At 60.5% G+C, this 24,869-nt stretch carries 19 protein-coding genes and 3 tRNA genes; 9 read left to right on the top strand and 13 right to left on the bottom strand.

The annotated features are described in order from the left end of the window. Window positions 1-36: 36 nt before the first annotated feature. Complete coding sequence (locus tag ACQ4WL_RS10365; RefSeq protein ID WP_436509625.1) at window positions 37-1,575, top strand: NAD(P)H-hydrate dehydratase; 1,539 nt, start codon at window positions 37-39, stop codon at window positions 1,573-1,575. 120 nt (window positions 1,576-1,695) lie between these two features. Here the strand turns inward: ACQ4WL_RS10365 and ACQ4WL_RS10360 are convergent, their stop codons facing one another. Beyond that, window positions 1,696-2,448 carry an ABC transporter ATP-binding protein gene (locus ACQ4WL_RS10360; RefSeq protein ID WP_436509624.1) on the bottom strand — a complete coding sequence of 251 codons (753 nt, stop codon included), beginning with the start codon at window positions 2,446-2,448 and terminating at the stop codon, window positions 1,696-1,698. Between ACQ4WL_RS10360 and ACQ4WL_RS10355 the strand changes: the two genes are divergently transcribed. Continuing rightward, entirely contained in the window at window positions 2,447-3,136 is a 690-nt protein-coding gene (locus ACQ4WL_RS10355; RefSeq protein ID WP_436509623.1) for an arylesterase, read from the top strand. The two genes, ACQ4WL_RS10360 and ACQ4WL_RS10355, sit on opposite strands and share 2 nt — an antisense overlap. A 206-nt stretch (window positions 3,137-3,342) precedes the next feature. On the opposite strand, the gene ACQ4WL_RS10350 is transcribed toward ACQ4WL_RS10355, so the two are convergent. The 11 genes from ACQ4WL_RS10350 to ACQ4WL_RS10300 all read right to left on the bottom strand — a co-directional run bounded on the left by ACQ4WL_RS10350 (window position 3,343) and on the right by ACQ4WL_RS10300 (window position 17,889). Then, on the bottom strand, window positions 3,343-5,265 hold the full coding sequence (locus ACQ4WL_RS10350; protein WP_436509622.1) for a SurA N-terminal domain-containing protein: 1,923 nt from the start codon (window positions 5,263-5,265) through the stop codon (window positions 3,343-3,345). 422 nt (window positions 5,266-5,687) lie between these two features. Further along, window positions 5,688-5,764: transfer RNA gene (locus ACQ4WL_RS10345), tRNA-Asp, on the bottom strand. 17 nt (window positions 5,765-5,781) lie between these two features. Next, window positions 5,782-5,858 (bottom strand) — tRNA-Asp (locus ACQ4WL_RS10340). 125 nt (window positions 5,859-5,983) lie between these two features. Next, on the bottom strand, window positions 5,984-6,256 hold the full coding sequence (locus tag ACQ4WL_RS10335) for an HU family DNA-binding protein (protein ID WP_010398442.1): 273 nt from the start codon (window positions 6,254-6,256) through the stop codon (window positions 5,984-5,986). Window positions 6,257-6,460: 204 nt separating this feature from the next. Beyond that, complete coding sequence (lon, locus tag ACQ4WL_RS10330) at window positions 6,461-8,872, bottom strand: endopeptidase La (RefSeq protein WP_436509621.1); 2,412 nt, start codon at window positions 8,870-8,872, stop codon at window positions 6,461-6,463. Between the two features lie 274 nt (window positions 8,873-9,146). Continuing rightward, the gene (gene clpX / locus ACQ4WL_RS10325) at window positions 9,147-10,415 is read right to left on the bottom strand and encodes an ATP-dependent Clp protease ATP-binding subunit ClpX (RefSeq protein ID WP_010398446.1); all 1,269 of its coding nucleotides are present in this window, start codon (window positions 10,413-10,415) and stop codon (window positions 9,147-9,149) included. 198 nt (window positions 10,416-10,613) lie between these two features. Further along, window positions 10,614-11,231 carry an ATP-dependent Clp endopeptidase proteolytic subunit ClpP gene (gene clpP / locus ACQ4WL_RS10320; RefSeq protein ID WP_373629889.1) on the bottom strand — a complete coding sequence of 206 codons (618 nt, stop codon included), beginning with the start codon at window positions 11,229-11,231 and terminating at the stop codon, window positions 10,614-10,616. Between the two features lie 84 nt (window positions 11,232-11,315). Then, a complete protein-coding gene (gene tig / locus ACQ4WL_RS10315) occupies window positions 11,316-12,656 on the bottom strand; it encodes a trigger factor (protein WP_436509620.1) in 1,341 nt (446 codons plus the stop codon). 725 nt (window positions 12,657-13,381) lie between these two features. Next, window positions 13,382-13,464 (bottom strand) — tRNA-Leu (locus tag ACQ4WL_RS10310). A gap of 175 nt (window positions 13,465-13,639) precedes the next feature. After that, window positions 13,640-16,738 (bottom strand): efflux RND transporter permease subunit, encoded by a 3,099-nt coding sequence (locus ACQ4WL_RS10305; protein ID WP_436509619.1) that lies wholly within the window; start codon window positions 16,736-16,738, stop codon window positions 13,640-13,642. Beyond that, window positions 16,735-17,889, bottom strand: a complete 1,155-nt coding sequence (locus ACQ4WL_RS10300; protein ID WP_436509618.1) for an efflux RND transporter periplasmic adaptor subunit — start codon at window positions 17,887-17,889, stop codon at window positions 16,735-16,737. The genes ACQ4WL_RS10305 and ACQ4WL_RS10300 overlap by 4 nt, the downstream gene beginning before the upstream one ends. A 292-nt stretch (window positions 17,890-18,181) precedes the next feature. Here ACQ4WL_RS10300 and hpnC point away from each other — a divergent pair, with 292 nt between their 5' ends. The 6 genes from hpnC (at window position 18,182) to ACQ4WL_RS10270 (ending at window position 23,220) form a co-directional block, all read left to right on the top strand. Beyond that, window positions 18,182-19,063 (top strand): squalene synthase HpnC, encoded by an 882-nt coding sequence (hpnC, locus tag ACQ4WL_RS10295; RefSeq protein ID WP_436509617.1) that lies wholly within the window; start codon window positions 18,182-18,184, stop codon window positions 19,061-19,063. Between the two features lie 46 nt (window positions 19,064-19,109). Further along, window positions 19,110-19,943: a presqualene diphosphate synthase HpnD gene (hpnD, locus tag ACQ4WL_RS10290; protein WP_436509616.1), complete on the top strand. Its 834-nt coding sequence runs from the start codon at window positions 19,110-19,112 to the stop codon at window positions 19,941-19,943. Beyond that, complete coding sequence (hpnE, locus tag ACQ4WL_RS10285) at window positions 19,936-21,312, top strand: hydroxysqualene dehydroxylase HpnE (RefSeq protein WP_436509615.1); 1,377 nt, start codon at window positions 19,936-19,938, stop codon at window positions 21,310-21,312. The genes hpnD and hpnE overlap by 8 nt, the downstream gene beginning before the upstream one ends. Before the next feature lie 124 nt (window positions 21,313-21,436). Continuing rightward, window positions 21,437-21,592, top strand: coding sequence for a hypothetical protein (locus tag ACQ4WL_RS10280; protein ID WP_436509614.1), 156 nt, complete (start codon window positions 21,437-21,439; stop codon window positions 21,590-21,592). A gap of 19 nt (window positions 21,593-21,611) precedes the next feature. Beyond that, a complete protein-coding gene (locus tag ACQ4WL_RS10275; RefSeq protein WP_436509613.1) occupies window positions 21,612-22,403 on the top strand; it encodes a DUF1700 domain-containing protein in 792 nt (263 codons plus the stop codon). A gap of 10 nt (window positions 22,404-22,413) precedes the next feature. After that, window positions 22,414-23,220, top strand: a complete 807-nt coding sequence (locus tag ACQ4WL_RS10270; protein WP_436509612.1) for a GIN domain-containing protein — start codon at window positions 22,414-22,416, stop codon at window positions 23,218-23,220. Here ACQ4WL_RS10270 and ACQ4WL_RS10265 read toward each other — a convergent pair. Then, window positions 23,217-24,470, bottom strand: a complete 1,254-nt coding sequence (locus ACQ4WL_RS10265; RefSeq protein ID WP_436509611.1) for a TIGR03862 family flavoprotein — start codon at window positions 24,468-24,470, stop codon at window positions 23,217-23,219. The genes ACQ4WL_RS10270 and ACQ4WL_RS10265 overlap by 4 nt on opposite strands. 165 nt (window positions 24,471-24,635) lie before the next feature. On the opposite strand from ACQ4WL_RS10265, the gene ACQ4WL_RS10260 reads away from it, so the two are divergent. Then, the gene (locus ACQ4WL_RS10260; protein ID WP_436509610.1) at window positions 24,636-24,869 is read left to right on the top strand and encodes a hypothetical protein; all 234 of its coding nucleotides are present in this window, start codon (window positions 24,636-24,638) and stop codon (window positions 24,867-24,869) included.

Here is a 24,869-nt window from a genome sequence, read left to right as displayed (position 1 = left end):
CGTATGTTGAAGGCATACCAATAAATGGAACGCACCATGACCCCCACCGCCCTTCCCCTGTATTCCATCGCCGAACTGCGCGCCATCGAACAAGCGGCCATGCGCGACCTGCCGCAAGGGCTGCTGATGCAGCGCGCGGGCCAGGCTGCCGCCAGTGCCGCCCTGAAGCTGCTGCACGCCCATGAAGACGGCGGCAGTGCGGGCCACCGGCGCGTACTGGTGCTGGCTGGCCCAGGCGACAACGGCGGCGATGCGCTGGAGGTGGCCGCGCACATGGCCGGCAGCGGCACCGAGGTACTCGTCTGGCTGGCGCCCGAGGCGCAAGCCACGTCGCCAGAACGCGAACAGGCCCTGAGCCGTGCGCGCAACAGCGCCGCGCGCTTCATGGAAGCGGCAACTTCCATGGCCTCGGCCGCGGTGGGCGCGGCGCCATGGCACCTCGTCATCGATGGCCTGTTCGGCATCGGCGCGTCGCGCCCGCTCGACGGTGAATGCCGCGAAATGGCGCAGCTGGTCAACAATCTGGCATGCCCCGTGCTGGCGCTCGACGTGCCCAGCGGCCTGCATGCGGACACCGGCGCCATCGACGGCGTCGCCATCCGCGCCACGCATACGCTTACCTTCATCGGCGACAAGCCGGGCCTGCACACGGCGAATGGCCGCGACCATGCGGGGGAAGTGGAAGTGGCGGCGCTGGCCATCGACCCAGCTCTGCTGCCGCCAACCAAAGCCCAGCTGAGCGGCATGCACCTGTTCGCCCGCCAGTTGCAGCCGCGCCGCCAAAACACGCACAAGGGCAGCTACGGCAGCGTGGCCATCATCGGCGGCGCGCAAGGCATGGCGGGCGCACCCATCCTGGCGGCGCGCACGGCCCTGCACGCGGGCGCGGGACGCGTGTATATCGCCTTTCCCGACGCACCGCCCGCGTTTGACAGCGGCCAGCCGGAACTGATGTGCCGGCACGCCAGGGACGTGGATTTCTCGGGCCTGCATTTTGCCGCGCTGGTGGCCGGTCCGGGCCTCGGCGACGACGTTGATACGGTGGAGCTGCTGCAACGGACGTTCGAGAGCGACAGTCCGCTGCTGCTTGACGCGGACGCACTGAACCTGATGGCGGCCGAGCCGGAACTGCAATCGGCATTGGCCGTGCGCGCGGGCCCGGGCGCGACGATCTTGACGCCGCATCCGCTGGAAGCGGCGCGCCTGCTTGACATGACGGTGGCCGAGGTGCAAGCCGACCGCCTGGGCGCGGCGCGCCAACTGGCCACGCAGCTGGGCGTCATCGTGGTATTGAAAGGGTCGGGCACGGTGATCGCCGCGCCCGATGGTGGCATCGTCATCAACAACACGGGCGGCCCCGCGCTGGCGACGGCTGGCACGGGCGACGTCTTGTCCGGTCTGTGCGGCAGCCTGCTGGCGCAGGGCTGGCCGGAATGGGAAGCGGCGATTGGCGCCGTATGGCTGCACGGCGCGGCAGCCGACGCACTGGTGGCCTCGGGCGAGGGTCCCATTGGCCTGACGGCGGGGGAATTGATCCCGGCGATACGCAAGTTGATCAATGCCTTGTCGGCATAAGCGTATGGCGTTGGGGGTGTTGGATTACGCTGCGCTAATCCAACCTGCACCCCGGAGGTCGGGTAGGTCGGGTAGGTCGGATTAGCGCGCAGCGCGTAATCCGACAATCACCACCAGCAATCACACCAACCTGCCCGCCGAAATCGTAATCGTCCGCCCGCAGCGCGCCGCGATCGAACTGTCGTGCGTGACCAGCACCAGGGTTGAGCCCCGTTCACGGTTCAGCTCAAACATCAGCTGGATCACGGCCTCCCCGGTGGCGGCGTCGAGGCTGCCCGTCGGCTCGTCGGCGAACAGCAGCGGCGGTTCCGTGACGAAGGCGCGCGCCAGGGCCACGCGCTGCTGTTCGCCGCCGGACAGGTATTTCGGATAATGCTTGAGGCGGCTGCCCAGGTTGACTCTGCCCAGCATGGCTTGCGCCTTCTCTTTCGCGTCCGGGTCGCCGCGCAACTCCAGCGGCAACATGACGTTTTCCAGCGCCGTCAGGTGGGCCAGCAGCTGGAAGGACTGGAACACGAAACCGAGCTTTTCCTTGCGGAAACCGGCGCGGCCGTCTTCGTCGAGGGCGAAGATATCGGTGCCGTCGAGGATGACCTTGCCCTCGCTGGGCGTATCCAGGCCGGCCAGCAAACCCAGCAAGGTGGACTTGCCTGAACCGGAGGCGCCGACGATGGCCAGCGTCTCCGCCGTTTGCACGGTAAAATCGACTTGATGCAGGATGGTCAGCTCACCATCGGCATCGGGTACGCGCTTGGCCAGCTGGACCACTTCGATGGCCGGCTGGGCATTTTGGCTGTTGGGTGCGGTGGGCCGCTGGGCCGCTGCTTCTGACGGGAGAAAACTGGTGGAAGTCGCTTTAGGGAATTCGGGCATGCTGATCTATCTTAAAAAATTTCGTGAACAAATAAGTGTCAAGGGCAGCAGCCGCATGCGGCGGCGCACGCTGTCCCTGCTTCCTGCGGCAGCCCTGCTGCTGGTATCCGGCATGACGAACGCCTATTCTGCACCAAAAACGCTGCTGGTGCTCGGCGACAGTCTCTCGGCCGAGTATGGCCTGGCGCGGGGCACGGGTTGGGTAGCGCTGCTGGAACAGCGCCTGGCAGCGCAAAAGAACGATACGCGCATCGTCAACGCCAGCATCAGCGGCGAGACCACCAGCGGCGGCCGCGCGCGCCTGCCTGCCCTGCTGACGAAGCACCAGCCCGACGTCGTGCTGATCGAACTGGGCGCCAACGATGGTTTGCGCGGCTTGCCCGTGGCGGCCACCGAAGCGAATCTGCGCGCCATGGGGGACGCTGCCAGGAAAACGGGCGCGCAGGTGGTGCTGGTGGGCATGCGCATGCCGCCCAATTATGGCCGCGCCTATGGCGAGCAGTTTTATGGCGTGTATGGCAAGCTGGCCAAGGAATGGAAGGCGCCGCTGGTGCCCTTCATGTTCGAAGGCATCGCCGACCAGCCACAGCTGTTCCAGGCCGACCGCATGCACCCGAATGCGCAGGCGCATCCGACGATTTTAAGGAATATCTGGCCGCGGCTAGCGCCGTTACTGAACGCGAAGTAAGCCAGTTGTTGACGTTACCTCTAGGCCGAGGCAAAAATCCGGGGTCAGACCCGCCGGGGGAATACGCTCCAATGGAGCGTATTCCAATCACGAAGTGACTGACCCCAGCTTTACGCTGGGGCCTAGCAAATTGCACAACATGCACATTTTCAAGACAAAAAAATAGCCGCTACGAAGCGGCTATTTTTATGCGTGGAAACTAAATCTTACGGTGCTGGCACTGCGGCGGCTGGGGCGGTGACCGGCTTGACGATCTTCACCTTGGCCTTGGATTTCAGGTACTCGACGTAATCGAACATTTCCTGTTGTGCCAGGATACCGCTGATCTGGTCTTTCTCTTGCTGGCGGCGCGCTGCGTCCACTTGCGCCGGCTGTTGCACCTTGGCGATGCGGTAGATACCGTAGCCCAGGGCTGGCAAGTCCGCGCCCACATAGGCTGGCAGCTTGCTCGTGTCGGCTTTCATGACTTGCGCGATAGCGGCACGGTTGATGCCGTCAAGCTTGCTGCGCGAGACCCATTGCGCTGCACCGAAACCGGTTGCGTCACCCGAGGCTTTCAAGGCGGCCAGCTTGGTCTCGCCCGCTTTTTTCGCCAGCTTTTCCGCTTCTTCCAGGGTCACGCGCTGACGGATCATCGCTTCGACTTCGGCCAGCGGACGCTTGCTGGCTGGCTTGAATTCCACCACGCGGCCGGCGATCAGCACGTTTGGCGCGACAGTGACGGCTTCCGTGTTGCGCTTGTCCTTCAAGGAATCGTTCGAGAAGATGGCGGTCAGGAACTTGGCATTGTTGAACGGTGCCTTGCCCAGTGCTGGCGACGGCGTGCGCGACAGGTTGGCGACGGTTTCCACTTTCAGCTTCAGCTTGTCAGCCACCGGTTTCAGGCTGTCCGATTGCTCGTAGACCGTGTTGGTGAAGGTTTCGGCCATTTCCGAATACTTCTTGGCAGCAAATTGCTTGCGCAGATCGGCTGTGATTTCGCCGCGCACTTCATCGAGTGCCTTGACGTGCTGTGGCTTGAGCGAGGTGACGGTCAGGATGTGGAAGCCGAAATCGGAAGCGACGATATCGCTGATTTCGCCTTGCTTGAGCTTGCTTACCGCGCTCAGCAGTGGTGCTGGCAGGCCATCCTTGCCGATCACGCCCAGGTCGCCGCCCTGTTCGGCGGAGGCAGGGTCTTCCGACTTGGCCTTGGCCACGGCGGCAAAGCTGGCAGGCGTTTTGCGCACGTCAGCCAGGATGGCTTCAGCCTTGGCCTTGGCGGCTGCCTTGTCGGCGGCCGGGGCGTCTTTCTTGACGGCTACGAGAATGTGGCTGGCCTGGCGCGCTTCTTCCGTCGTGTAGGCTTTCTGGTTCTTCGCGTAGTAGCCGGTCACGTCAGCGTCGGTGACGTCGACTTGCTCGCCGGCAGCGCTGTCGTCCAACACGACGTATTCGATCTTGGCTTGTTCCGGGATCTCGAAGAACTTGCTGTTCTTATCATAGAAAGCCTTGATCATGGCGTCCGTCACTTTGACTTCCGGCACGTACTGGGCGATCGGCAACAGCAGTTCCTGCACTTCACGCTCTTCCGAGGTGATGTCGGACAGACGCTTGGAAACGGTGTTTGGAGCGAAGGCGGTGCCTTGCACGGCACCAGCCAGTTGCTGCAGGGCCATATCGCTGCGGCGGCGCGCATCGTACATCTGCGGCGTCATGCCTTGCGCGGCCAGCATGGACTTGTAGCGTTCCAGGTCGAATTTACCGTCCGGCAACGTCAAGCCTGGGATTTCCAGCACTTCCTTTTGCAGCACGGCATCGCTGATGACCAGGTGGCTACGGCCCACTTCGGCGGCCACGGCGCGCTCGGCGATCAGGTTGTCGAGGATGCTCTGGCGCGCTTCCGGCGTGTCAAACATTTTCTGGTCGAACTGCTCGCCCATCATCTGGCGGTAGCGGTCGATCTGCTGGCGTTGCGCTTCTTCATATTGCTGCTGCGTGACCACCTGGTCGCCGACCTTGGCGATGGTGTTTGCGCCGTCGCCGAAGCTTTGGTAGCCGCTGATACCGACCAGTGCAAAAGACGGGACGATGACCAGCATCAAGAGAAACTGCATCAAGCGTCGATGGGTACGAATAAATTCAAACATGGTCAGCCAATTCGGGATGAGTGGATCACTATAAAAAAAGGCGAACATGCGTTCGCCTTGATTTCTTCGGCGGAATGGACGGGACAGATGTCCACTTCCCCTTTAGATTCAACAACTTGGCGCTGGAACTAAAGCAGGATTCTGACGCCCAAGCCATTATCTCCTGATTCTACAATGCCCATAGCGCTATAGCAAGAGTAAATCAGGGCGCGCGCCCTGCCCCGGTGCCGCGCGCCGCGCAGCCATGCCGGCAAGGCGCCAGCCTCGGCATTAAACCCGGTGAAGCTTAAAGCGGATTTAAATGGCCATGCGCTTGATTCAAAACGGCATGCGGGATTTTCAAAATGGAAGCGCGTAGAGATAATCGGGCGCATAAAAGAAAAACCCGCGCTACTTATTCAGCAGCGCGGGTTTCTATATTCTGGCGGAGCGGACGGGACTCGAACCCGCGACCCCCGACGTGACAGGCCGGTATTCTAACCAACTGAACTACCACTCCTTAAGAGCGTATTTTTTTGGCGGAGCGGACGGGACTCGAACCCGCGACCTCCGACGTGACAGGCCGGCATTCTAACCAACTGAACTACCACTCCGAAAAATACACAGTACTACTTGCATTTGCATCCAGGCTTGCGATTCGAAGAACTTCAACCCTGAAATCGCGGCCCCCGAAGGCGCCGCCAAATGTTTCCGGTGATTGTCACCTCACCGAAGTCCGTTAGTTTACAGCATCCTTCAAAGCTTTACCAGCTTTAAATTTTGGTACTTTTGCAGCTTCGATCGTGATCGCTTCTTTGGTACGCGGATTGCGGCCGGTACGCTCAGCGCGTTCGCTGACCGAGAAAGTGCCAAAACCAACCAGCGTCACGCTGTCGTTGTTTTTCAAAGTTTCCGTCACGCCGCCAATAACAGCGTCGAGTGCGCGCGCAGCGGCGGCTTTGGAAATGTCAGCTTTTTCAGCAATGTGGTCGATCAATTCAGTCTTGTTCACTAGCATCCCCAATTACAAAGGTATAAAACGTTTACCGTATCGTTGCGGCACTTTTGGCACCACAGCTGTCCGGCGAAAAAAATGTGCAGGCGTATTAAACAAGCCACACTGTATATGTGTCAAGCGCTTTGGGGGCGCAATTCACGTTTCAATATAAAACAAGCGCTCTAAAAGCGCTTGTTTGGGGGAAACAGGGGTAAAACGTTAGTGTTTTACTACCTCGCCAGCCGCGTCAGGCTTGGCCGCAGCGGCCGTGACAGCCTCCACGGCAGCGACTTCCACCAACGGTTCAGGCATGCGCTCGAGGGCGATTTCCAGCACTTTATCGATCCAGCGCACCGGTACGATCTCCAGCTTGTTCTTGACGTTGTCCGGAATTTCGGCCAGGTCTTTCACATTCTGCTCTGGAATCAGGACCGTCTTGATACCGCCGCGATGGGCCGCCAGCAGCTTCTCTTTCAGGCCGCCAATCGGCAACACTTCGCCGCGCAAGGTGATTTCGCCCGTCATCGCCACATCGGCACGCACGGGGATGCCCGTGAAGACCGATACCATCGCCACCGTCATGGCTGCGCCAGCCGAAGGACCGTCCTTCGGTGTCGCGCCTTCCGGCACGTGGATGTGGATGTCGCTCTTCTCGAACACGTCCGCCTTGATGCCCAGGCGCTGTGCCCGGCTGCGCACCACCGTGCGGGCTGCCTCGATCGACTCTTTCATGACGTCACCCAGGGTACCCGTGCGGATGATGCCGCCCTTGCCCGGCATCGACACGGCTTCGATGGTCAGCAAATCGCCGCCCACTTCCGTCCATGCCAGACCGACCACCTGGCCCACCTGGTTTTCTTTCTCTGCAACACCGAAATCGTAGCGGCGCACGCCGAGGAATTTATCCAGGTTCTTCGAGTTGACGATGACTTTCTTGTCGGATTTCTTCAGCAACAGCATCTTCACCACCTTGCGGCAGATCTTCGACACTTCACGCTCGAGCGAACGCACACCGGCTTCCCGCGTGTAGTAGCGGATGATGTCGCGCAAAGCCGACTCGGCCACCGAGATTTCCTCTTCCTTCAAGCCATTGTTCTTGATCTGCTTCGGCAGCAAATAACGCTGCGCGATGCTGGTCTTTTCATCTTCCGTGTAACCGGACAGACGGATCACTTCCATGCGGTCAAGCAAGGCTGGCGGAATGTTGTACGAGTTCGACGTGGCCACGAACATGACATCGGAGAGGTCGAAATCGACTTCGATGTAATGGTCGGAGAACGTGTGGTTCTGTTCCGGATCGAGCACTTCCAGCAGGGCCGACGAAGGATCGCCACGGAAATCGGCGCCCATCTTGTCGACTTCATCGAGCAGGAACAGCGGATTGCGCACGCCGACTTTCGCCAGCGATTGCAGAATCTTGCCCGGCATCGAACCGATGTAGGTACGGCGATGGCCGCGAATCTCGGCTTCGTCGCGCACGCCGCCCAGGGCCATGCGCACGAACTTGCGGTTCGTGGCGCGGGCGATGGACTGGCCCAGCGAGGTCTTGCCGACGCCCGGAGGACCGACGAAGCACAGGATAGGCGCTTTGAGCTTGTCGACGCGCTGTTGCACTGCGAGGTATTCCAGGATGCGTTCCTTGACCTTGTCGAGGCCATAGTGGTCGCCCTCGAGCACTTTTTCCGCATTCGCCAGGTCGTTATTGACCTTGGATTTCTTTTTCCAAGGCAAGTTGACCAGGGTGTCGATGTAATTGCGCACGACGGTGGCTTCGGCCGACATCGGCGACATCAGCTTGAGCTTTTTCAACTCGTTGGTGGCCTTGTCGAGCGCTTCCTTTGGCATCTTGGCGGACGCGACTTTCTTCTCCAGCTCGTCGAGGTCGGCTCCATCTTCGCCCTCGCCCAGTTCTTTCTGGATCGCCTTGACTTGCTCGTTCAGGTAGTACTCGCGCTGCGACTTTTCCATCTGGCGCTTGACGCGACCACGGATGCGCTTTTCCACCTGCAGAATGTCGAGCTCGCCTTCGAGCTGGCCCAGCAGGTGTTCGAGGCGCTTGGCCACGCTGAAAATTTCCAGGATGACTTGTTTTTGCTCCAGCTTCAGCGGCAGATGCGCAGCCACCGTGTCGGCCAGGCGGCCGGCATCGTCGATGCCCGACAGGGATGCGAGGATTTCCGGTGGAATCTTTTTGTTCAGTTTGACGTACTGGTCGAACTGCTGCACGATCGCGCGGCGCATGGCTTCGACTTCCGACTCGTCGCCCGGCTCGGACTCGAGCGGCGTCAGGTCGGCGATGAAGTGCGTCGGCGCATCGCTGATGTGGTTGATACGGGCACGCTGCGCGCCTTCGACCAGCACCTTGACGGTGCCATCGGGCAGCTTCAGCATTTGCAGAATATTGGCGACACAGCCAATTTCATAGATATCCGAAGGGGACGGCTCGTCCTTCGCGGCTGCTTTTTGAGCGGCAAGCATGATGCTCTTGCCCTGCTCCATCGCAGCTTCCAGGGCCTTGATCGACTTTGGACGGCCAACGAACAGCGGTATCACCATATGCGGGAAAACGACGACATCCCGCAACGGCAATAACGGCAGTTGAGTTTGCTCAGTTAATTTGGAAGTTGTCATGGCGTACCTTATAGAAAGCGTGTTTACGATGTTGGCGCTCGCTGCCAAAACACAAGACCGGCGAGAATAAATAATTCTGTGAAACAAACATAGAGTCTATTTCGCAAAACACACCCGCATGACTGTAACAAATGCAGTTTTAACAGTAAAAAAAGCCACGCGCAGCTAAGTGCCGCGAGTGGCTTTACGATTGAAGCCTGCACTCATTGATTTAAATTGTACTGCCATGCATTAAGGAATCAAAACGCTTTTTATGCATTTGTCTCGGCAGTTTTCAATTTTCTCCGGAGGCCTTGGCGGTCTCTTGATAAATCAACAAAGGTTTGGCGCCACTGGTGATGGTATTTTCGTCGATGACGACTTTCACCACATTTTGTTCGCTCGGCAGTTCGTACATGACGTCCAGCAAAGCATGTTCCAGGATGGAACGCAGGCCACGGGCACCGGTCTTGCGCGCCAGCGCCTTCTTGGCGATCGCATGCAGGGCGGCCGGACGAATCTCCAGTTCCGCGCCTTCCATCTCGAGCAGCTTCGAATACTGCTTGATCAGCGCATTCTTCGGCTCGACCAGGATCTGGATCAGCGCCTCTTCCGTCAATTCCGCCAGGGTGGCGATGACGGGCAGACGGCCCACCAGTTCCGGGATCAGGCCGAACTTGACCAGATCTTCCGGTTCCGCTTGCAGCATCAGTTCGCTAGCCGAGCTTTGCGACTTGCTGCGCACCGTGGCCGAGAAGCCGATACCGCTCTTTTCGGAACGGTTGGCGATCACTTTCGACAGGCCGTCAAAGGCACCGCCACAGATGAACATGATGTTGGTCGTGTCGATCTGCACGAAATCCTGGTTCGGATGCTTGCGGCCGCCTTGTGGCGGCACGGAAGCCATCGTGCCTTCGATGAGTTTCAGCAAGGCTTGTTGCACGCCCTCGCCCGACACGTCGCGCGTGATGGACGGATTGTCGGACTTGCGCGAAATCTTGTCGATTTCATCGATGTAGACGATGCCGCGCTGGGCTTTCTCGACGTCGTAGTTGCAACTTTGCAGCAGCTTCTGGATGATGTTTTCCACGTCTTCACCCACGTAACCGGCTTCGGTCAGGGTGGTGGCGTCGGCGATCACGAACGGCACGTTGAGCATGCGCGCCAGGGTCTGCGCCAGCAGAGTCTTGCCCGAGCCGGTAGGACCGACCAGCAAGATATTGCTCTTGGCCAGTTCGATGTCGTCTTTCTTGCCCAGGTGCTTGAGGCGCTTGTAATGGTTGTACACCGCCACCGACAGGATGCGCTTGGCAGTCTGCTGGCCGATCACGTATTGATCGAGCAAGGCGGCAATTTCTTGCGGTGTCGGCAGGTCGGATTTGGTACCGGTCACCGTCTCGATGCTCGACGTTTCATCACGGATGATGTCGTTGCACAGGTCGATGCACTCGTCGCAAATGAACACGGACGGGCCGGCGATGAGTTTCTTCACCTCGTGCTGGCTTTTGCCGCAGAACGAGCAATACAGTAATTTTTCGCCGCTAGAGGATTTTTTGTCTGACATAAGGCATTTTGGTTGGAACTGCATTAACAATATTGCAAAATCGCAAGCCGGAGTGCGGTAGTTGCCCGAAAGGCAGCCACCCATGGCGCAAGTCAACACCTGCACAAGCTCCATGCTACCCGAAATAAAAGCGAAACGCCCGAACGTTTGATCGCCCGGGCGTTAACTTACGTACTTAGCAATACCGGTAGGGGCTCATCAAGCGCGGCTGGTCAACACTTTGTCGATCAAACCATACTCAACGGCCTCGTCGGCGGACATGAAACGGTCGCGGTCGGTGTCCTTGGCGATCTGCTCGATCGACTGGCCCGTGCGCTCGGCCATGATGCCGTTCAAGCGGGTACGCAGGTAAAGGATTTCCCTTGCCTGGATCTCGATATCGGACGCCATGCCTTGCGAACCACCGGACGGCTGGTGAATCATGATGCGCGAGTTTGGCAACGAGAAACGCTTGCCCTTGGCGCCAGCGGCCAGCAGGAAAGCGCCCATCGAAGCAGCCATGCCCGTGCACAGGGTCGACACATCCGGCTTGATGAACTGCATGGTGTCGTAGATGGCCATGCCGGCCGAAACCGAACCACCTGGCGAGTTGATGTAGAGCGAGATTTCCTTTTCCGGATTTTCGCTTTCCAGAAACAGCAACTGGGCGACAACCAGGTTGGCCATCTGGTCATTGACCGGGCCGACCATGAAAATCAAGCGTTCCTTCAGCAGGCGCGAGTAAATATCATACGAGCGCTCGCCGCGACCGCTTTGTTCCACCACCATCGGCACCAGGCCGAGCATCTCTGTGTCCAGCGCTGGATTACGGTTCATACCTGTCATTTCATTTCCTTGTGAAGCAGTTAGAGGAAGCCATCAGTACTTTTCAGCAATCATGGCATCCGGATACCAACTGGTTTACGCTTGTGCGTTGCTTCCCATCAGTTCGTCGAAAGCAACTGCTTTCGACGTGACTTTCGACAGGCCCAACACGTAAGTGACGACGTTTTCTTCCAATACAAGGGCTTCGATCTCACCCAGACGACGACGGTCGCTGTAGTAGTACTTCAGCACTTCGCGTGGATCTTCGTAGCTTTGGGCGAAATCTTCGATTTGCGCCTTGACTTGCTCAGGCGTTGCCTGCAGCTTGTTGTCGCCTACCAGTTGCGACAGGATCAGGCCCAGGCGTACGCGACGCTCGGCTTTGTCTGCGAACAGTTCTGCTGGGAAAGGCACGTCCTTGACGTTCATGCCGCGCTGCGCCATGTCTTGACGGGTCATTTCGGCCAGGCGCTCGGAATCTTGAGCGATCAGCGTTTTTGGCACGTCCAGCTCAGCAACTTTGATCAGCGCGTCCATGACGGCTTCCTTGTTGCGTGCTTTCACGCGGCCAGCGACTTCACGTTGCAGGTTGACTTTGATGTCTTCGCGCATTTTGACCAGGTCGCCATCGGCAACGCCCAAGGACTTGGCAAATTCAGCATCGACTTCCGGCAGGTGCGCCCATTCCAGCTTTTGCAGCGTGATGGTAAACGATGCGGTTTTGCCGGCTACATCCTTGCCATGGTAGTCCTCAGGGAACGACAATGGGAACGTCTTCGACTCGCCCACTTTCAGGCCCAGGGTCGCTGCTTCGAATTCTGGCAGCATGCGGCCTTCGCCCAGCACGAAAGCGTAGCCTTCAGCTTTGCCGCCTGGGAATTCAACGCCGTCGATAGCACCGACGAAGTCGACCGTCACGCGGTCGCCGTTGGCAGCGATCGGCTCACCGCCGTCGCCGTGTTCGCCAGCTTCGCCCTTGGTATGGAAGTGCACGCGCTGCTTGCGCAGGATGTCGATGGTCTTGTCGATTTCGGCTTCCGACACGTCGGCTTGCACGGTTTCGATTTCAACGGCCGCCAGGTCGCCGATGGCGACTTCCGGATACACTTCGAACGTTGCGTCAAAAGCCAGCTGGCCTTCGGCTGCTTCTTCTTTCGGCACGATGTTCGGGAAACCGGCCACGCGCAGATTGTTTTCGTTGGCGGCGTCGTTGAACGCGCGGCCGACTTTATCATTCAGCACTTCGGATTCAATTTGGTAGCCGTATTGTGCTGCGACCATTTTCAACGGCACTTTGCCCGGACGGAAGCCCGGTGCCTTAGCCGTACGGGCTTGCACTTTCAGGCGCTTCTCAACTTCCGTGCGGACGTCCGTCAGCGGGAAGGAGATCGTGATACGACGTTCGAGTTTGCCCAAGGTTTCGACTGCAGTTGCCATGTAAAAAATCGTCCAAAAAATAAACACTGTTGGTGCGAGAAAAGAAGACCCGACCCCTTGCGCCATCACTGGCGGCAAGACATGGGTCCAGCTTCACTCGCTCGCATATTCATCTGTAAAAGCACTGGAAAACAGGACCATGGACCTGGTCTACCCGGCTGAGGGAAAACCCGCACCAGGCACCAAACAATCCGCCGCTTCCAGTACTGCGACAGGGCTCCGAGCGTCCAGCCTTGCTTCCAAGTAAATGCAAGGCCGGCCATCATTCGGTAAAGCGTGGCATTATAACAAAGGACTTCGGGAAAGTGGCTGGCTTTACAGCCCGGCCACAGAGGATGCCAGCGGCGGCGAACGAATCGCTACAGCCTGGGTTGCCCTGTCTTTACTCTTGCCCCGGCATTCTTTATTTCGCCAGAGACAGGCTTTCCAGCCTGCTTCGTTCATTAGTATATGCGAACTGTCGCTCCGTCCGAAACAAAGAAATGCGCTCTTGGCGAAGATTTCAGCCAAAAAACCTTTGATTTACCTCAATTTGGCCATTTTTCAGCAAAATCTCTGCCCGGGCCCTGCCCTGCCGTCCTATCTCTGGCGAAAAAAATGCGCAAACAAAGGCATACCGAACGACGGAAATGCAGGAAAGGCAACAGGAAAACAGAAAAGACGCCTGCAACGAGGCTGAAGGACAACTTGATGGTGCTGCACCTCCGGGCTGGGACAACCCGGATTGGTGCGGATGGGGAGACTCGAACTCCCAAGCCGAAGCACTGGCTTCTAAGACCAGCGTGTCTACCAATTCCACCACATCCGCATTTTGTACTACTTTGTACTACTTGCTCCCTGATTTTAACAACTCGGGAACGATCTGGCTACCGCGGACTTATAGAGCAAGCCCGGAGCAAGCCCTCGGTAAAGCAAAGGCGGCATTCTACTGGATTTCCCAGAGGAATGCCGCCTTTTTTATATCAGCTTGCTAGCGCTGATTCTCACGTCCCTTCCTTGTCCAGCGCCACCGGCTTCTTGACCCGGAACCAGGCCGCATACAGGGCTGGCAGGAACAGTAAAGTTAAAGCCGTCGCCAGGATCAGGCCGCCCATGATGGCGACCGCCATCGGGCCCCAAAACACGGAGCGCGACAATGGAATCATGGCCAGTGCGGCGGCGGCGGCCGTCAGTACGATGGGGCGGCAGCGGCGCACGGCCGAGTCGATGATGGCATCCCATGGTGCCGAACCATCCTTGATGTCTTGCTCGATCTGGTCGACCAGGATCACCGAGTTACGGATGATCATGCCGAACAGCGCGATGATGCCCAGGTTGGCCACAAAACCAAGTGGCCGGCCCAGCGCCAGCAAGGCAAACGCAGCGCCCGCCACGCCCAGGGGCCCCGTCAGGAACACCAGCAAGGAACGCGAGAAACTGTGCAGCTGCAGCATCAGCAAGGTGAAGATGATGAAGATGGCCAGCGGCAAGTTGGTCGCGATCGACGCTTCTGCCTCGCCGCTGTCGGCCGCCACGCCCTTCACGGTGATGCGGTAGCCATCCGGCAGCTTGGCGCGTAAAGCATCGAGCTGCGGCGCCAGCTGCGTCGAGACTGTCGCGCCCTGGATGCCGTCGATCACGTCCGATTGCACGGTGATGGCCCATTCACGCTTGTCGCGCCAGACCACGCCCGGTTCCCACACGAAATGCGCACGGGCCAGCTGCGAGATCGGCACGGACTTGCCCGTTCCCGTCGGAATATTCGTGTCATTCAGCACGGAAATCGTCGCCCGTTCGGCCAAAGGCTGGCGCACCTGGATATCGATCAGCTTGTTGTCTTCGCGGAACTGGCCGATGACCGTGCCCGACAGAATCGTATTGGCCGCCTGCATCACGGTCTTCGAGGTGACGCCCAGCGCGCGCATCTTGTCCTGGTCCAGGTCCAGGCGCAGCACCTTCACCGACTCATTCCAGTTGTCATTGACGCCCAGGGTGTTCGGATTGGCGCGCAGGATATCCTTGACCTGGTCGGCAATGGTGCGCACGCCCGCCACTTCCGGCCCCGTGACACGGAATTGCACGGGATACGGCACCGGCGGCCCGTTCGGCAACAGTTTTACCCTGCCCCGCACTTCCGGAAAATCCTTCTTGAAGACATCGATGATCTTCTGGCGCAGTTGCTCGCGGTCCGCCAGGCTCTTGGGCAGGATCACCACTTGCGACACGTTGGTCTGCGGGAAGATCTGGTCCAGCGGCAGGTAGAAACGGGGGCTGCCCGTACCCACATAGCTGGTCACGCTATCCACGCCGTCGAGCTTGCCGACGAAGGCTTCGAATTTCTTCACCTGCTTTTCATTCGCGGCAAAGGTCGTGCCTTCGGGCGACCACAGCTCCACCATCAGTTCAGGACGGCTGGAATCGGGGAAAAATTGTTTCTCGATAAAGTTGAAGCCATAAATGCCCAGCGCAAAGATGGCCAGGGTGGCGGCGATCGTCGTCTTGCGCCATTCCACGCACCAGGTGACGGCGCGGCGGAAGCGGCGGAAATTCGGCGTATCGAACAATTCATGGTCGTTATGCGCGTGCGGTTTCACTTTCAGCAAGACGTAGCCGATGTAGGGCGTGAAGACGACGGCCACCACCCACGAGATGATCAGGGCCAGCGCATTCACGGAGAACAGGGAGAACGTGTATTCGCCGGCGGCCGACTTGGCCAGGCCGATGGGCAAGAAACCGGCCACCGTGATCAGCGTGCCCGTCAGCATCGGCATGGCCGTCGACGTGTAGGCAAACGTCGCCGCGTCGAAACGCGACATGCCCTCTTCCATCTTGCGCACCATCATTTCAACGGCAATGATGGCGTCATCGACCAGCAAGCCCAGCGCGATGATCAGGGCACCGAGCGAGATCTTGTGCAAGTCGATGTCGAGCAGGCGCATGAACAGGAAGGTGACGGCCAGCACCAGGGGGATGGTCAGCGCCACCACCAGGCCGGGCCGCACGTCGATGCGCAGCGGTTTTGTGTGCAAGCCCAGTGCGACAAAGCTGACAGCCAGCACGATCAGAATGGCTTCGATCAGGGTATGCACGAACTCGCCCACGGAAGCGGACACGGCTTCCGGCTGGTTCGACACGCGCTGCAGCTCTATACCCACCGGCAATTCGCCCTTCATGCGCGTCACCGTCGCTTGCAAGGCCTTGCCCATGTCGATGATATTACCGCCCTTTTCCATCGACACGCCCAGGCCGATCACTTCCTTGCCATTGAAACGCATCTTGTCCTTGGGCGGATCGACGAATTCGCGTTTCACGGCGGCAAAGTCGCCGAGGCGGAAGGTGGTGCCGTTGGCGCGCAGTTCCAGGTTTTCCAGGTCCTTGACGGTCAGCATGGCACCCGTCACGCGTACTTGCAGGTTGTCCGTGGGCGTCACCAGCACGCCCGTGGCGTTGATGCTGTTTTGCGCAGACAGTTGCTGCACGATGGCGTCGAATGGAATGCCTAACTGGGCAAATTTCTTGTGCGAAAAGATGACATTGATCTTTTCATCTTGCACGCCGAACAGTTCCACCTTCGATACCTGTCCCACGGCAAGTAATTCCTGACGCACCTTGTCCGCGTAATCCTTCATTTCTGCGTAGGTAAATCCGTCGCCGGACAGGGCGAAGATGGAGCCATACGTGTCGCCGAACTCGTCATTGAAGAACGGGCCCACCACGCCGGCCGGCAAGGTGCCCTGGATGTCCCCGATCTTCTTGCGCACCTGGTACCAGGCAGCCGCCGTTTCCTTGGGCGGCGCCGATTCGCGCAGCTCCAGCAAGATCAATGTTTCGCCCGGCTTCGAATAGCTGGTGATCTCGTCGATGTACGGCGTTTCCTGCAGTTTCTTTTCCAGCTTGTCCGTCACCTGCTCGGCCATCTGCAGCGCCGTGGCGCCAGGCCAGTATGCCTGCAGCACCATGGCGCGGAAGGTAAACGGGGGATCTTCATCCTGGCCCAGGCTGGCGTAGCTGAGCATGCCGCCGATCAGCAGCACGGCCATCAGGTAGCGCGTCAGCGGGATGTGTTCGAGCGCCCAGCGCGACAGATTGAAGCCGCCCTTCATTTGACGGCCCCCATGCTGACTGCGGCGGCAGGCTTGCTGGCCAGCTCGGCGCCGAGGATGGTCACTTTCTGACCCGGCTTGAGCAGGTTGACACCGGCCGTGACCACCGTCTGCCCCGCTTTCACGCCCGAGGTCAGCAGCAACTCATTGCCCGCCACGCCGCCCACCGTCACCGGCACGAGCTTCACGGCGCCGTTTTCCACCACCCACACGGAGCTTTGCGACTTTTCATTGAACAGGGCCGTCAGCGGCACCTTGATCTGCGGCGTGGCCGTCTTCGAGGCGAACTGCACCACGGCCGTCATGCCCAGGCGTGCTTGCGGCGCGTCCGGGATGCTGACCTTGGCCAGGTAGGTGCGCGTGGCGGCATCAGCCACGGGCGACACTTCGCGTATCTTGCCCGGCAAGCCCTGCTTCGGGTCGGCCCACAGGCGCACCACCACATCCTTGACGCCGCGCAAGGTCTCCACCTTGTCTTCGGGAATGCCGATCACGACTTCCTTCTCGCCACTTTTCGCCACTTGCACCACGGGCGTGCCGGGCGCCACCACCTGCCCCACTTCAGCCTCGATGCGCGTGACGACGCCATCGACGTCGGCCAGCAAGCTGGCATAACCGGACTGGTTCGCCTGGCCCCGGTACAGGGCCTGGGCTGCTTCCACATTCGCCTGCGCCGCCTTGTAGGCGGCATCCTTGCCATCGAGCACGGCCTGGCTGACGAAATTTTTCTCGCGCAAATCCTGGTAGCGCTTCAGTTCGGCGCGCGCCAGGTCGCGGCTCGTTTCCGCGCTGACCAGCGAGGCCTTGGCCTGCGCCTGCGACAGCTGCAAGTCGGCCGGATCGAGCTGCATCAGCACTTGTCCCTTCTTGACGCTGGCGCCCACATCGACCTTGCGCGCGACGATCTTGCCGCCCACGCGGAAACCCAGCTGCGATACCACGCGGGGCACGACCTCGCCTGCCAGTTCGGCACTCACGTCAACATTACTGCTAGACAACACCATCGCGCGCACGGGGCGCACGTCTTCCACTTTGACAGCGGGCTTGGAACAGGCCGCCAGGGTCAGCGCCAGGGCGGCGGCGGCGATCAGCCGCAGTGCGGGCAGTGCGGGTGCGCCGGTCTCGCGGCGCAGGGTTTTCAGGGCAAACAAGGTATTTTCCTTTACTATGCGGGCTGTTAGATTTTTGCGTGAGGAAACTTTTCGCTTGCTATGTGATGCTAGCCAAACTTTTTCGCACACGATATCCTTAAATTTGTGACAATATCAGCTGGATCATGACAAGGAGTGACTTCCCCTAATGACTTTCTGGTTATTAATTATAATCGTGCGTAAAAGCATTTAGTGACTTTTGCGTCATTAATCTTGAGACATACAACGTTCGGCAATCCTCCTGCGCTGGCAGGGTGCCGGACAAAACTGCAAGACTAAAGAAGCGTGTTCAATGCCTGTAGACCATTACGAAAATTTTCCTGTTGCATCATTCCTGCTGCCGCGCCGCCTGGTGCCCGCCGTCGAAGCCATCTATGCCTTCGCCCGCAGCGCCGACGACCTGGCCGATGAAGGTGATGCCACGCCGGCCGAACGCCTGGCCGCGCTGCACGCCTATGAAGAGGCGCTGGGCCGCATAGCCCGCCACGAAGGCCATGCTGGCGAGAACGCCGCCATGTTCGAACGCCTGGCCGCCGTCATCGCCAAACACCAGCTGCCGCTCAAACCGTTTTACGACTTATTGTCGGCCTTCAAGCAGGATGTGCAAACGACGCGCTACGCCAGCTACGACGACCTGCTCGACTACTGCGCCCGTTCCGCCAACCCCGTGGGGCTGCTGATGCTGCACCTGTACGGCGCGGCTGATGAACAGAATGTACGCGATTCCGATGCGATATGTTCAGCTTTGCAACTAATTAATTTCCTGCAAGACGTCGCCATCGACCAGCAAAAAGAGCGCATCTACCTGCCGATGGAAGACTTGAGCCGCTTTGCCGTCTCCGCCGCCGCCTTCGAGCGGCCCGAGGCGCACGGCAAGTGGAGCGCCTTGATGCGCTTTGAAGTGACCCGCACGCGCGCCCTGATGCTGTCCGGCGCGCCGCTGGCCCTGCGCCTGCGCGGGCGCATCGGCTGGGAACTGCGCCTGGTGGTGCAAGGCGGCTTGCGCATCCTCGACGCCATCGAAGCCGTCAATTACGACGTGTTCCGGCGCCGGCCCAAGCTGGAGAAACGCGACTGGCTGATCATTTTCTGGCGCGCCCTGCGCATGTCACGCAAAAGCCTGCATCAAGAGACACAAGTAAAAACGGCTTTTCCCCCGTCGCCCACTCTGTAAGACGATAGAATAGCGGCTTCGATCTGCAACCCTTGCTCTTTTGACTATGTCTCCCGACGAATACTGCCAACAAAAGGCCGCCCAGAGCGGCTCCAGCTTCTACTACAGCTTCCTGTTCCTGCCTGCCGAACGCCGCAAGGCCATCACGGCCCTGTACGCCTTCTGCCGCGAAGTCGATGACACGGTCGACGAATGCACGGACGAAGCCGTGGCACGCACCAAGCTCGTCTGGTGGCGCAAGGAAGTCAAGGCCATGTACGAGGGCAACCCCACGCATCCCGTGATGCGCGCGCTGCAGCCACACCTGGGCGTGTATCAACTGGAAGAAAAGCATTTGCAGGCCATCATCGACGGCATGGAGATGGACTTGAACCAGACCCGCTACCTCGATTACCAGGCCATGAGCCGCTATTGCTGGCATGTGGCCAGCGTGGTGGGCATCTTGTCGGCCAGCATCTTTGGCGCAACGCGCCCGGAAACCCTGCTGTACGCGGAAAAGCTGGGCCATGCCTTCCAGCTGACCAACATCATCCGCGACGTGGGCGAAGATGCGCGCAAGGGGCGCATCTACCTGCCGATCAGCGAATTGCAGCAATTCAATGTGACGGCGGCCGACCTGCTGAACGCACGCCACAGCGAAAACTTTGAAAACCTCATGCGTTTCCAGGTGGCGCGCGCGCAAAAGGCGTATGACGAAGCGTTCGCCCTGCTGCCTGCAGAAGACCGCCGCGCCCAGCGCCCGGGTCTGATCATGGCCGCCATCTACCGCACGGTGCTCAATGAAGTCGAGCGCGACGGCTACCACGTGCTGAAACAACGCATCTCGCTCACGCCGATCCGCAAACTGTGGCTGGCCTGGAAGACCTGGGTTCGTGGTTGAGAGTAGTGTGAAGCAGCGCTACGCCGTCATCGGCGCCGGCTGGGCCGGTTGCGCGGCGGCCATGGAACTGGCACGCGCCGGTCACTCGGTGAGCGTGTTCGAAGCGGCGCGCACCCTGGGCGGACGCGCGCGGCGTGTCGAAAGAGAAAATACGGTGCTCGACAACGGCCAGCACATCTTGCTGGGCGCCTACACGGAAACCTTGCGCCTGATCAAACTGGCAGGACAAGACCCTGCCGAACTGATCCTCACCCTGCCCCTGCAGATGCGCTACCCGCCCGGCACTAAAGGCATGGATTTCATCGCGCCGCGCCTGCCCGCGCCGCTGCACCTGGCGTGGGCCCTGCTGCGCGCCAAAGGATTATTACGCGCCGACAAGCTGGCCCTGATGCGCTTTTCCACCGCCATGCGATGGATGGGCTGGCAACTATATAACGATTGCACGGTCAGCGAATTGCTGCAGCGCTTCGACCAGACGGACCGCTTGAACCGGCTGATGTGGCACCCGCTGTGCCTGGCCGCGCTGAATACCCCGCCCGAGCGGGCCTCGGCCCGCGTCTTCCTCAACGTGCTGCGCGACAGCCTGGGGGCGAGCCGCCGGCGCGCCTCCGACATGCTGATTCCGAAAGCGAACCTGAGTGCCCTGTTGCCCGAGGCCGCCGCCCGATATCTGGCCCAGCATGGCGGCGCAGTGCGCATGGGCGCCAAGGTGGCCGCCTTGCGGACCTTGCCCGATGGCCGGTGGCAGCTCGATGACGGGGAAAGCTTTGATGGCGTGATCGTGGCCACCTCGTCCGTACAGGCGGCCAGCCTGTTGCAAGGTTTGCATGACCCGCGCCTGGACGATGCTATTGGCCGAATGCAAGCCTTCACGCCGGAAGCCATCAGTACCTGCTACCTGCAATACGACGCTTCGGTACGCCTGGACTTGCCGTTTTACGCCCTCGTCGATGCACCACAGCAGCAGCACTGGGGCCAGTTCGTCTTCGACCGGGGCCAGCTCGACAGCAACCAGGCGGGCTTGCTGGCCGTCGTCATCAGCGCGTCCGGCCCTGCCGCCGAGCAAGGCCACGCACCGCTGGCGCAAGCCATCGCCGCCCAGTTGGCGCAGGTGTTGCAGCGTCCGGAGCTGGCGCAGCCCGTCTGGACCCAGCTGATCACGGAAAAGCGCGCCACCTTTGCCTGCACGCCGGACCTGGCGCGTCCCGGCAACGCCAGCGGCGTGCCGGGCCTGCTGCTGGCGGGCGACTATACGGCCAATGCTGATGACCGGACGCAGGACTATCCGGCCACCATCGAGTCGGCCGTGCGCAGCGGCGTGGCGGCGGCCAGGGTCGTCACCACGGGCAAGATGGCAAAACAGACTTGACGCTGCATCCTGCCCTGGTGTCGCTCGCCCCCGCGAAATTGCATTCTGTCGCACCGCGCTGGTGCAGCTGCGTGCGCTTGGGTACAGTCTGATCATCGACAACGGCCATGCCACGGGGAATACCATGCACACCACCTTGCACTTGAAAAACAGCTTGAAAGCCCTGGCGCTGCTGGCTTGTGTGGTGCTGGCCACCCTGACCATCATTCACGGACAGCAAACGCCACAAGCACCGTTGCTGCTGAGCCAGGCAAGCATGCTGCTGCCGGCCATGGGCTGAAGCGGCGGACAGGAAGAATATGATGAACAAACAAGATTATCTCGACGCGCTGCGGCGCGCGCTGGCAGGCTTGCCACCGGACCTGGTGGCCAAGACGCTGGACTATTACGAACAAACCTTCATTGAAGGCGCTGCAGCCGGCCGCAGCGAGCACGAGATCGCCGACGACCTGGGCGAGCCGAAAAAAATCGCCCTGACCTTGCGCAGCAGCACACACCGCCAGGCTTTCGAACAGAAGAAAACCCCCGTCAACCTGCTGCGCCTGCTCGTCTCGCTGCTGGGCCTGGGCATCTTCAACCTGTTCATGGTCGTGCCTGCCGCCGTGTACACGGCCCTGCTGGCCACCCTGTATGCCGTCGGCCTGAGCTTTTACCTGGCCGGCATCGCCATCACGGCCAGCGGCTTGTCCGGCGCCAATGAACTGGTGCTCGATGGCCCGCTGCGCCATGTCTTCATCCATGACGATGACGGCGGCGAAGGCGGCGAGCGGCGCGAAACGCGCATCACCATCGGCGACACGGGCATCGAAGTCGATCACCTGCCCGGCCCCTCGCAGCGTGAACCGGCCGACCCCGAGGCGCCAGGCGCTTCGTCGCGCATGATGGAGCGCGCCGAAGCGCTGGCCGGCGGCGGCATCCGCATCTCCACCGACATGGACCGCGATGCGCGCACCACGCAAACCGTCTTCGGCGTGGGCATGCTGCTCGGCGGTATCGCCATATTCCTGCTCAGTCTGGTGGTCACGCGCTATACCTTGATCGGCATCAAGCGCTACATCGCCATGAATGTCTCCCTGCTCAAAGGTCACTAGAAAGGCTGCCATGAAACGCTTGCTCAAAGTTGGCCTGTCCATGCTCCTGCTGGCACTGGTCCTGATCGCCATGTCGTATGCGGCGCTGCGCGCCAAGGGAATCAGCAATCCCAGCAGCGCTGCCGGCCGCGCCGTGCGCAGCGAAACGCGCCCGATTTCCGCCGATATCAACAGCATCTACCTGGCTGGCCCCATCGACCTGGTGCTGCGCCGCGGCGTCACACCATCGATGAAAGTGAGCGGCGAGCAGCGTCTGCTGTCGAACGTTGACACGACGCAGGATGGCACGAGCCTGCATATCGGCCCGAAAGGCATGCTGTTCCACCATCGCCAGCCGCTACAGGTGGAACTGGTGCTGCCATCGCTCGTGCGCATGGAAGTGCACGGCAATGGCGACAGCAAGATCACGGGATTTTCGGGCGACAGTTTCATCCTGGAATTGACGGGTTCGGGCGACGTCAGCTTCACGGGACGCTACAAGCAAGTACAAGCCACCGTCAACGGCAGTGGCGACCTCGACATCAACGGCGGCAACAGCGACAGCGTGGTGCTGGAAATGGTGGGCTCCGGGCGCCTCGCCGCCAGCGGCAACACGAAATTCCTGCGCGCCGACCTGAGCGGTTCGGGCGACATCGATGCCGAGCACCTGGCGGCCGACAAGGCCAGCGTCAGCCTGCAAGGTTCGGGCCAAAGCACCGTCTTCGTACGCGACGCCACCAACCTGACCCTGCGCGGCAGCGGCGACATCCACGTCCACGGCAACCCACGCCAGCGCGATATCCAGAAAAGCGGCTCAGGCGAAATTACTTGGCATTAACTTTCGGCATTCACTTTCTCTTCCAGCCACGCCACCGCCTGCTCGCCGGCCGCCTTGCCTTGCGCCAGGCAGGCCGTCAGCAGGTAGCCACCCGTGGGCGCTTCCCAGTCCAGCATTTCGCCCGCCACGAAGACGCCAGGCATGGCGCGCAGCATGCTGCCGTCGATACCGTCGAAGGCCACGCCGCCGGCGCTGCTGATGGCTTCATCGATGGGGCGCGGACGCTGCAAGGTGACGGGCAGCAACTTGATGGCGCGCGCCAGCCTGGCTTCGTCGGCGAAGTCGGCAGCGCTCAGGCATTCGCGCAGCAAGCCCGATTTCACGCCTTTTAGCCCCAAGCGGCTTTGCAGGTGGCTGGACATGGAACGGGCGCCACGCGGACGCGTGACTTCCTCGAACACGCGTGCATGACTGTGGTCAGGCGCCAGGTCCAGCCAGATAGTGGTGCTGCCGTCACGCGCGATCTGCTCGCGCAGCGCGGCCGACAGCGCATAAATCAGGCCGCCTTCGACGCCGCCCGCCGTGATGACGCACTGCCCCTGGCGCTTGACCGTCAAGCCGTCGATGTCATGCGCCTTGATGGCCAGCGTGGCCAGATGTTCGCCCGCGTAACGGCTGCTGAAATGCGCGCTCCAGTCCACGTCGAAGCCGCAATTGGCCGGCGCCAGCGCTGCCACGGCCACGCCCTGCTCTTGCAGCAGCGGCACCCAGGCGCCGTCCGACCCGAGGCGCGCCCAGCTACCGCCACCGAGCGCCAGGATCACGGCATCAAAAGTGAAGCGGCGTTCGCCGTCCGGCGTGGCAAAGGCCAGCTGGCCTTCTTGCCAGCCCGTCCAGCGGTAGCGCATGTGAAATTGCACACCCGCTTCGCGCAGGCGGTGCAGCCAGGCGCGCAGCAAAGGCGCGGCCTTCATATCGGTCGGAAAGACGCGGTTCGAGGAACCGACGAAGGTCTCCACGCCCAGGCCATGCACCCAGTCGCGCACCTTCTGCGGCCCAAACTGGTCCAGCGCCGGTTTCAGGCGGTTGGCCTGCCTGGCGTAGCGCGAGACAAACGCCTGGTAGCCTTCCGCGTGCGTGATGTTCATGCCGCCGCGTCCGGCCAGCAGAAATTTGCGGCCGACGGAAGGCATGGCGTCGAACAATTCCACCTGTGCCCCCTGGTCAGCGGCCGCCTGGGCGGCCATCAGGCCGGCGGGACCGCCGCCGATGACGGCGATGTGAAACGGAGGGGAGCTGGAATTGGTCATGGCAAGCTGGGAAGACGGTGAAAACCCCGGCATTTTAGTCGAGATTGGCCCGGATATGGCCCGTCGATGGCGATCGCGCCCAAAAATGAGGCATACTGCGCCAGGCATGCTGTAACGATGAGCAGTTTCATATCACTTGACGACGCGACACGAGAGGAGAAACACATGGGCGCAGGATTCTGGATTTCCCGCTATTTGCTGGCCAGTTCGATTTTATTCATCATCCTGACAGTGGTCGAGTACAGCAAGGGCACCACCAGCCAGGCCGATATCCTCAGCGCGCTGGCCTGGTCGCTGGTGGCATCAGCCATCTTCATCGGCTCGAAATACTGGCGCTACAAGAAAGCCATCGCCTGCGCCACGTGCAGCGGGGACAAAGCAAAAACCAAATCGTCATAA

It is taken from the genome of Janthinobacterium kochi, from assembly GCF_051380715.1.
Classification (GTDB): domain Bacteria; phylum Pseudomonadota; class Gammaproteobacteria; order Burkholderiales; family Burkholderiaceae_D; genus Janthinobacterium.
Note: the sequence above shows the minus strand (reverse complement) of the source record. Positions and strands in the feature narration are given on the sequence as shown.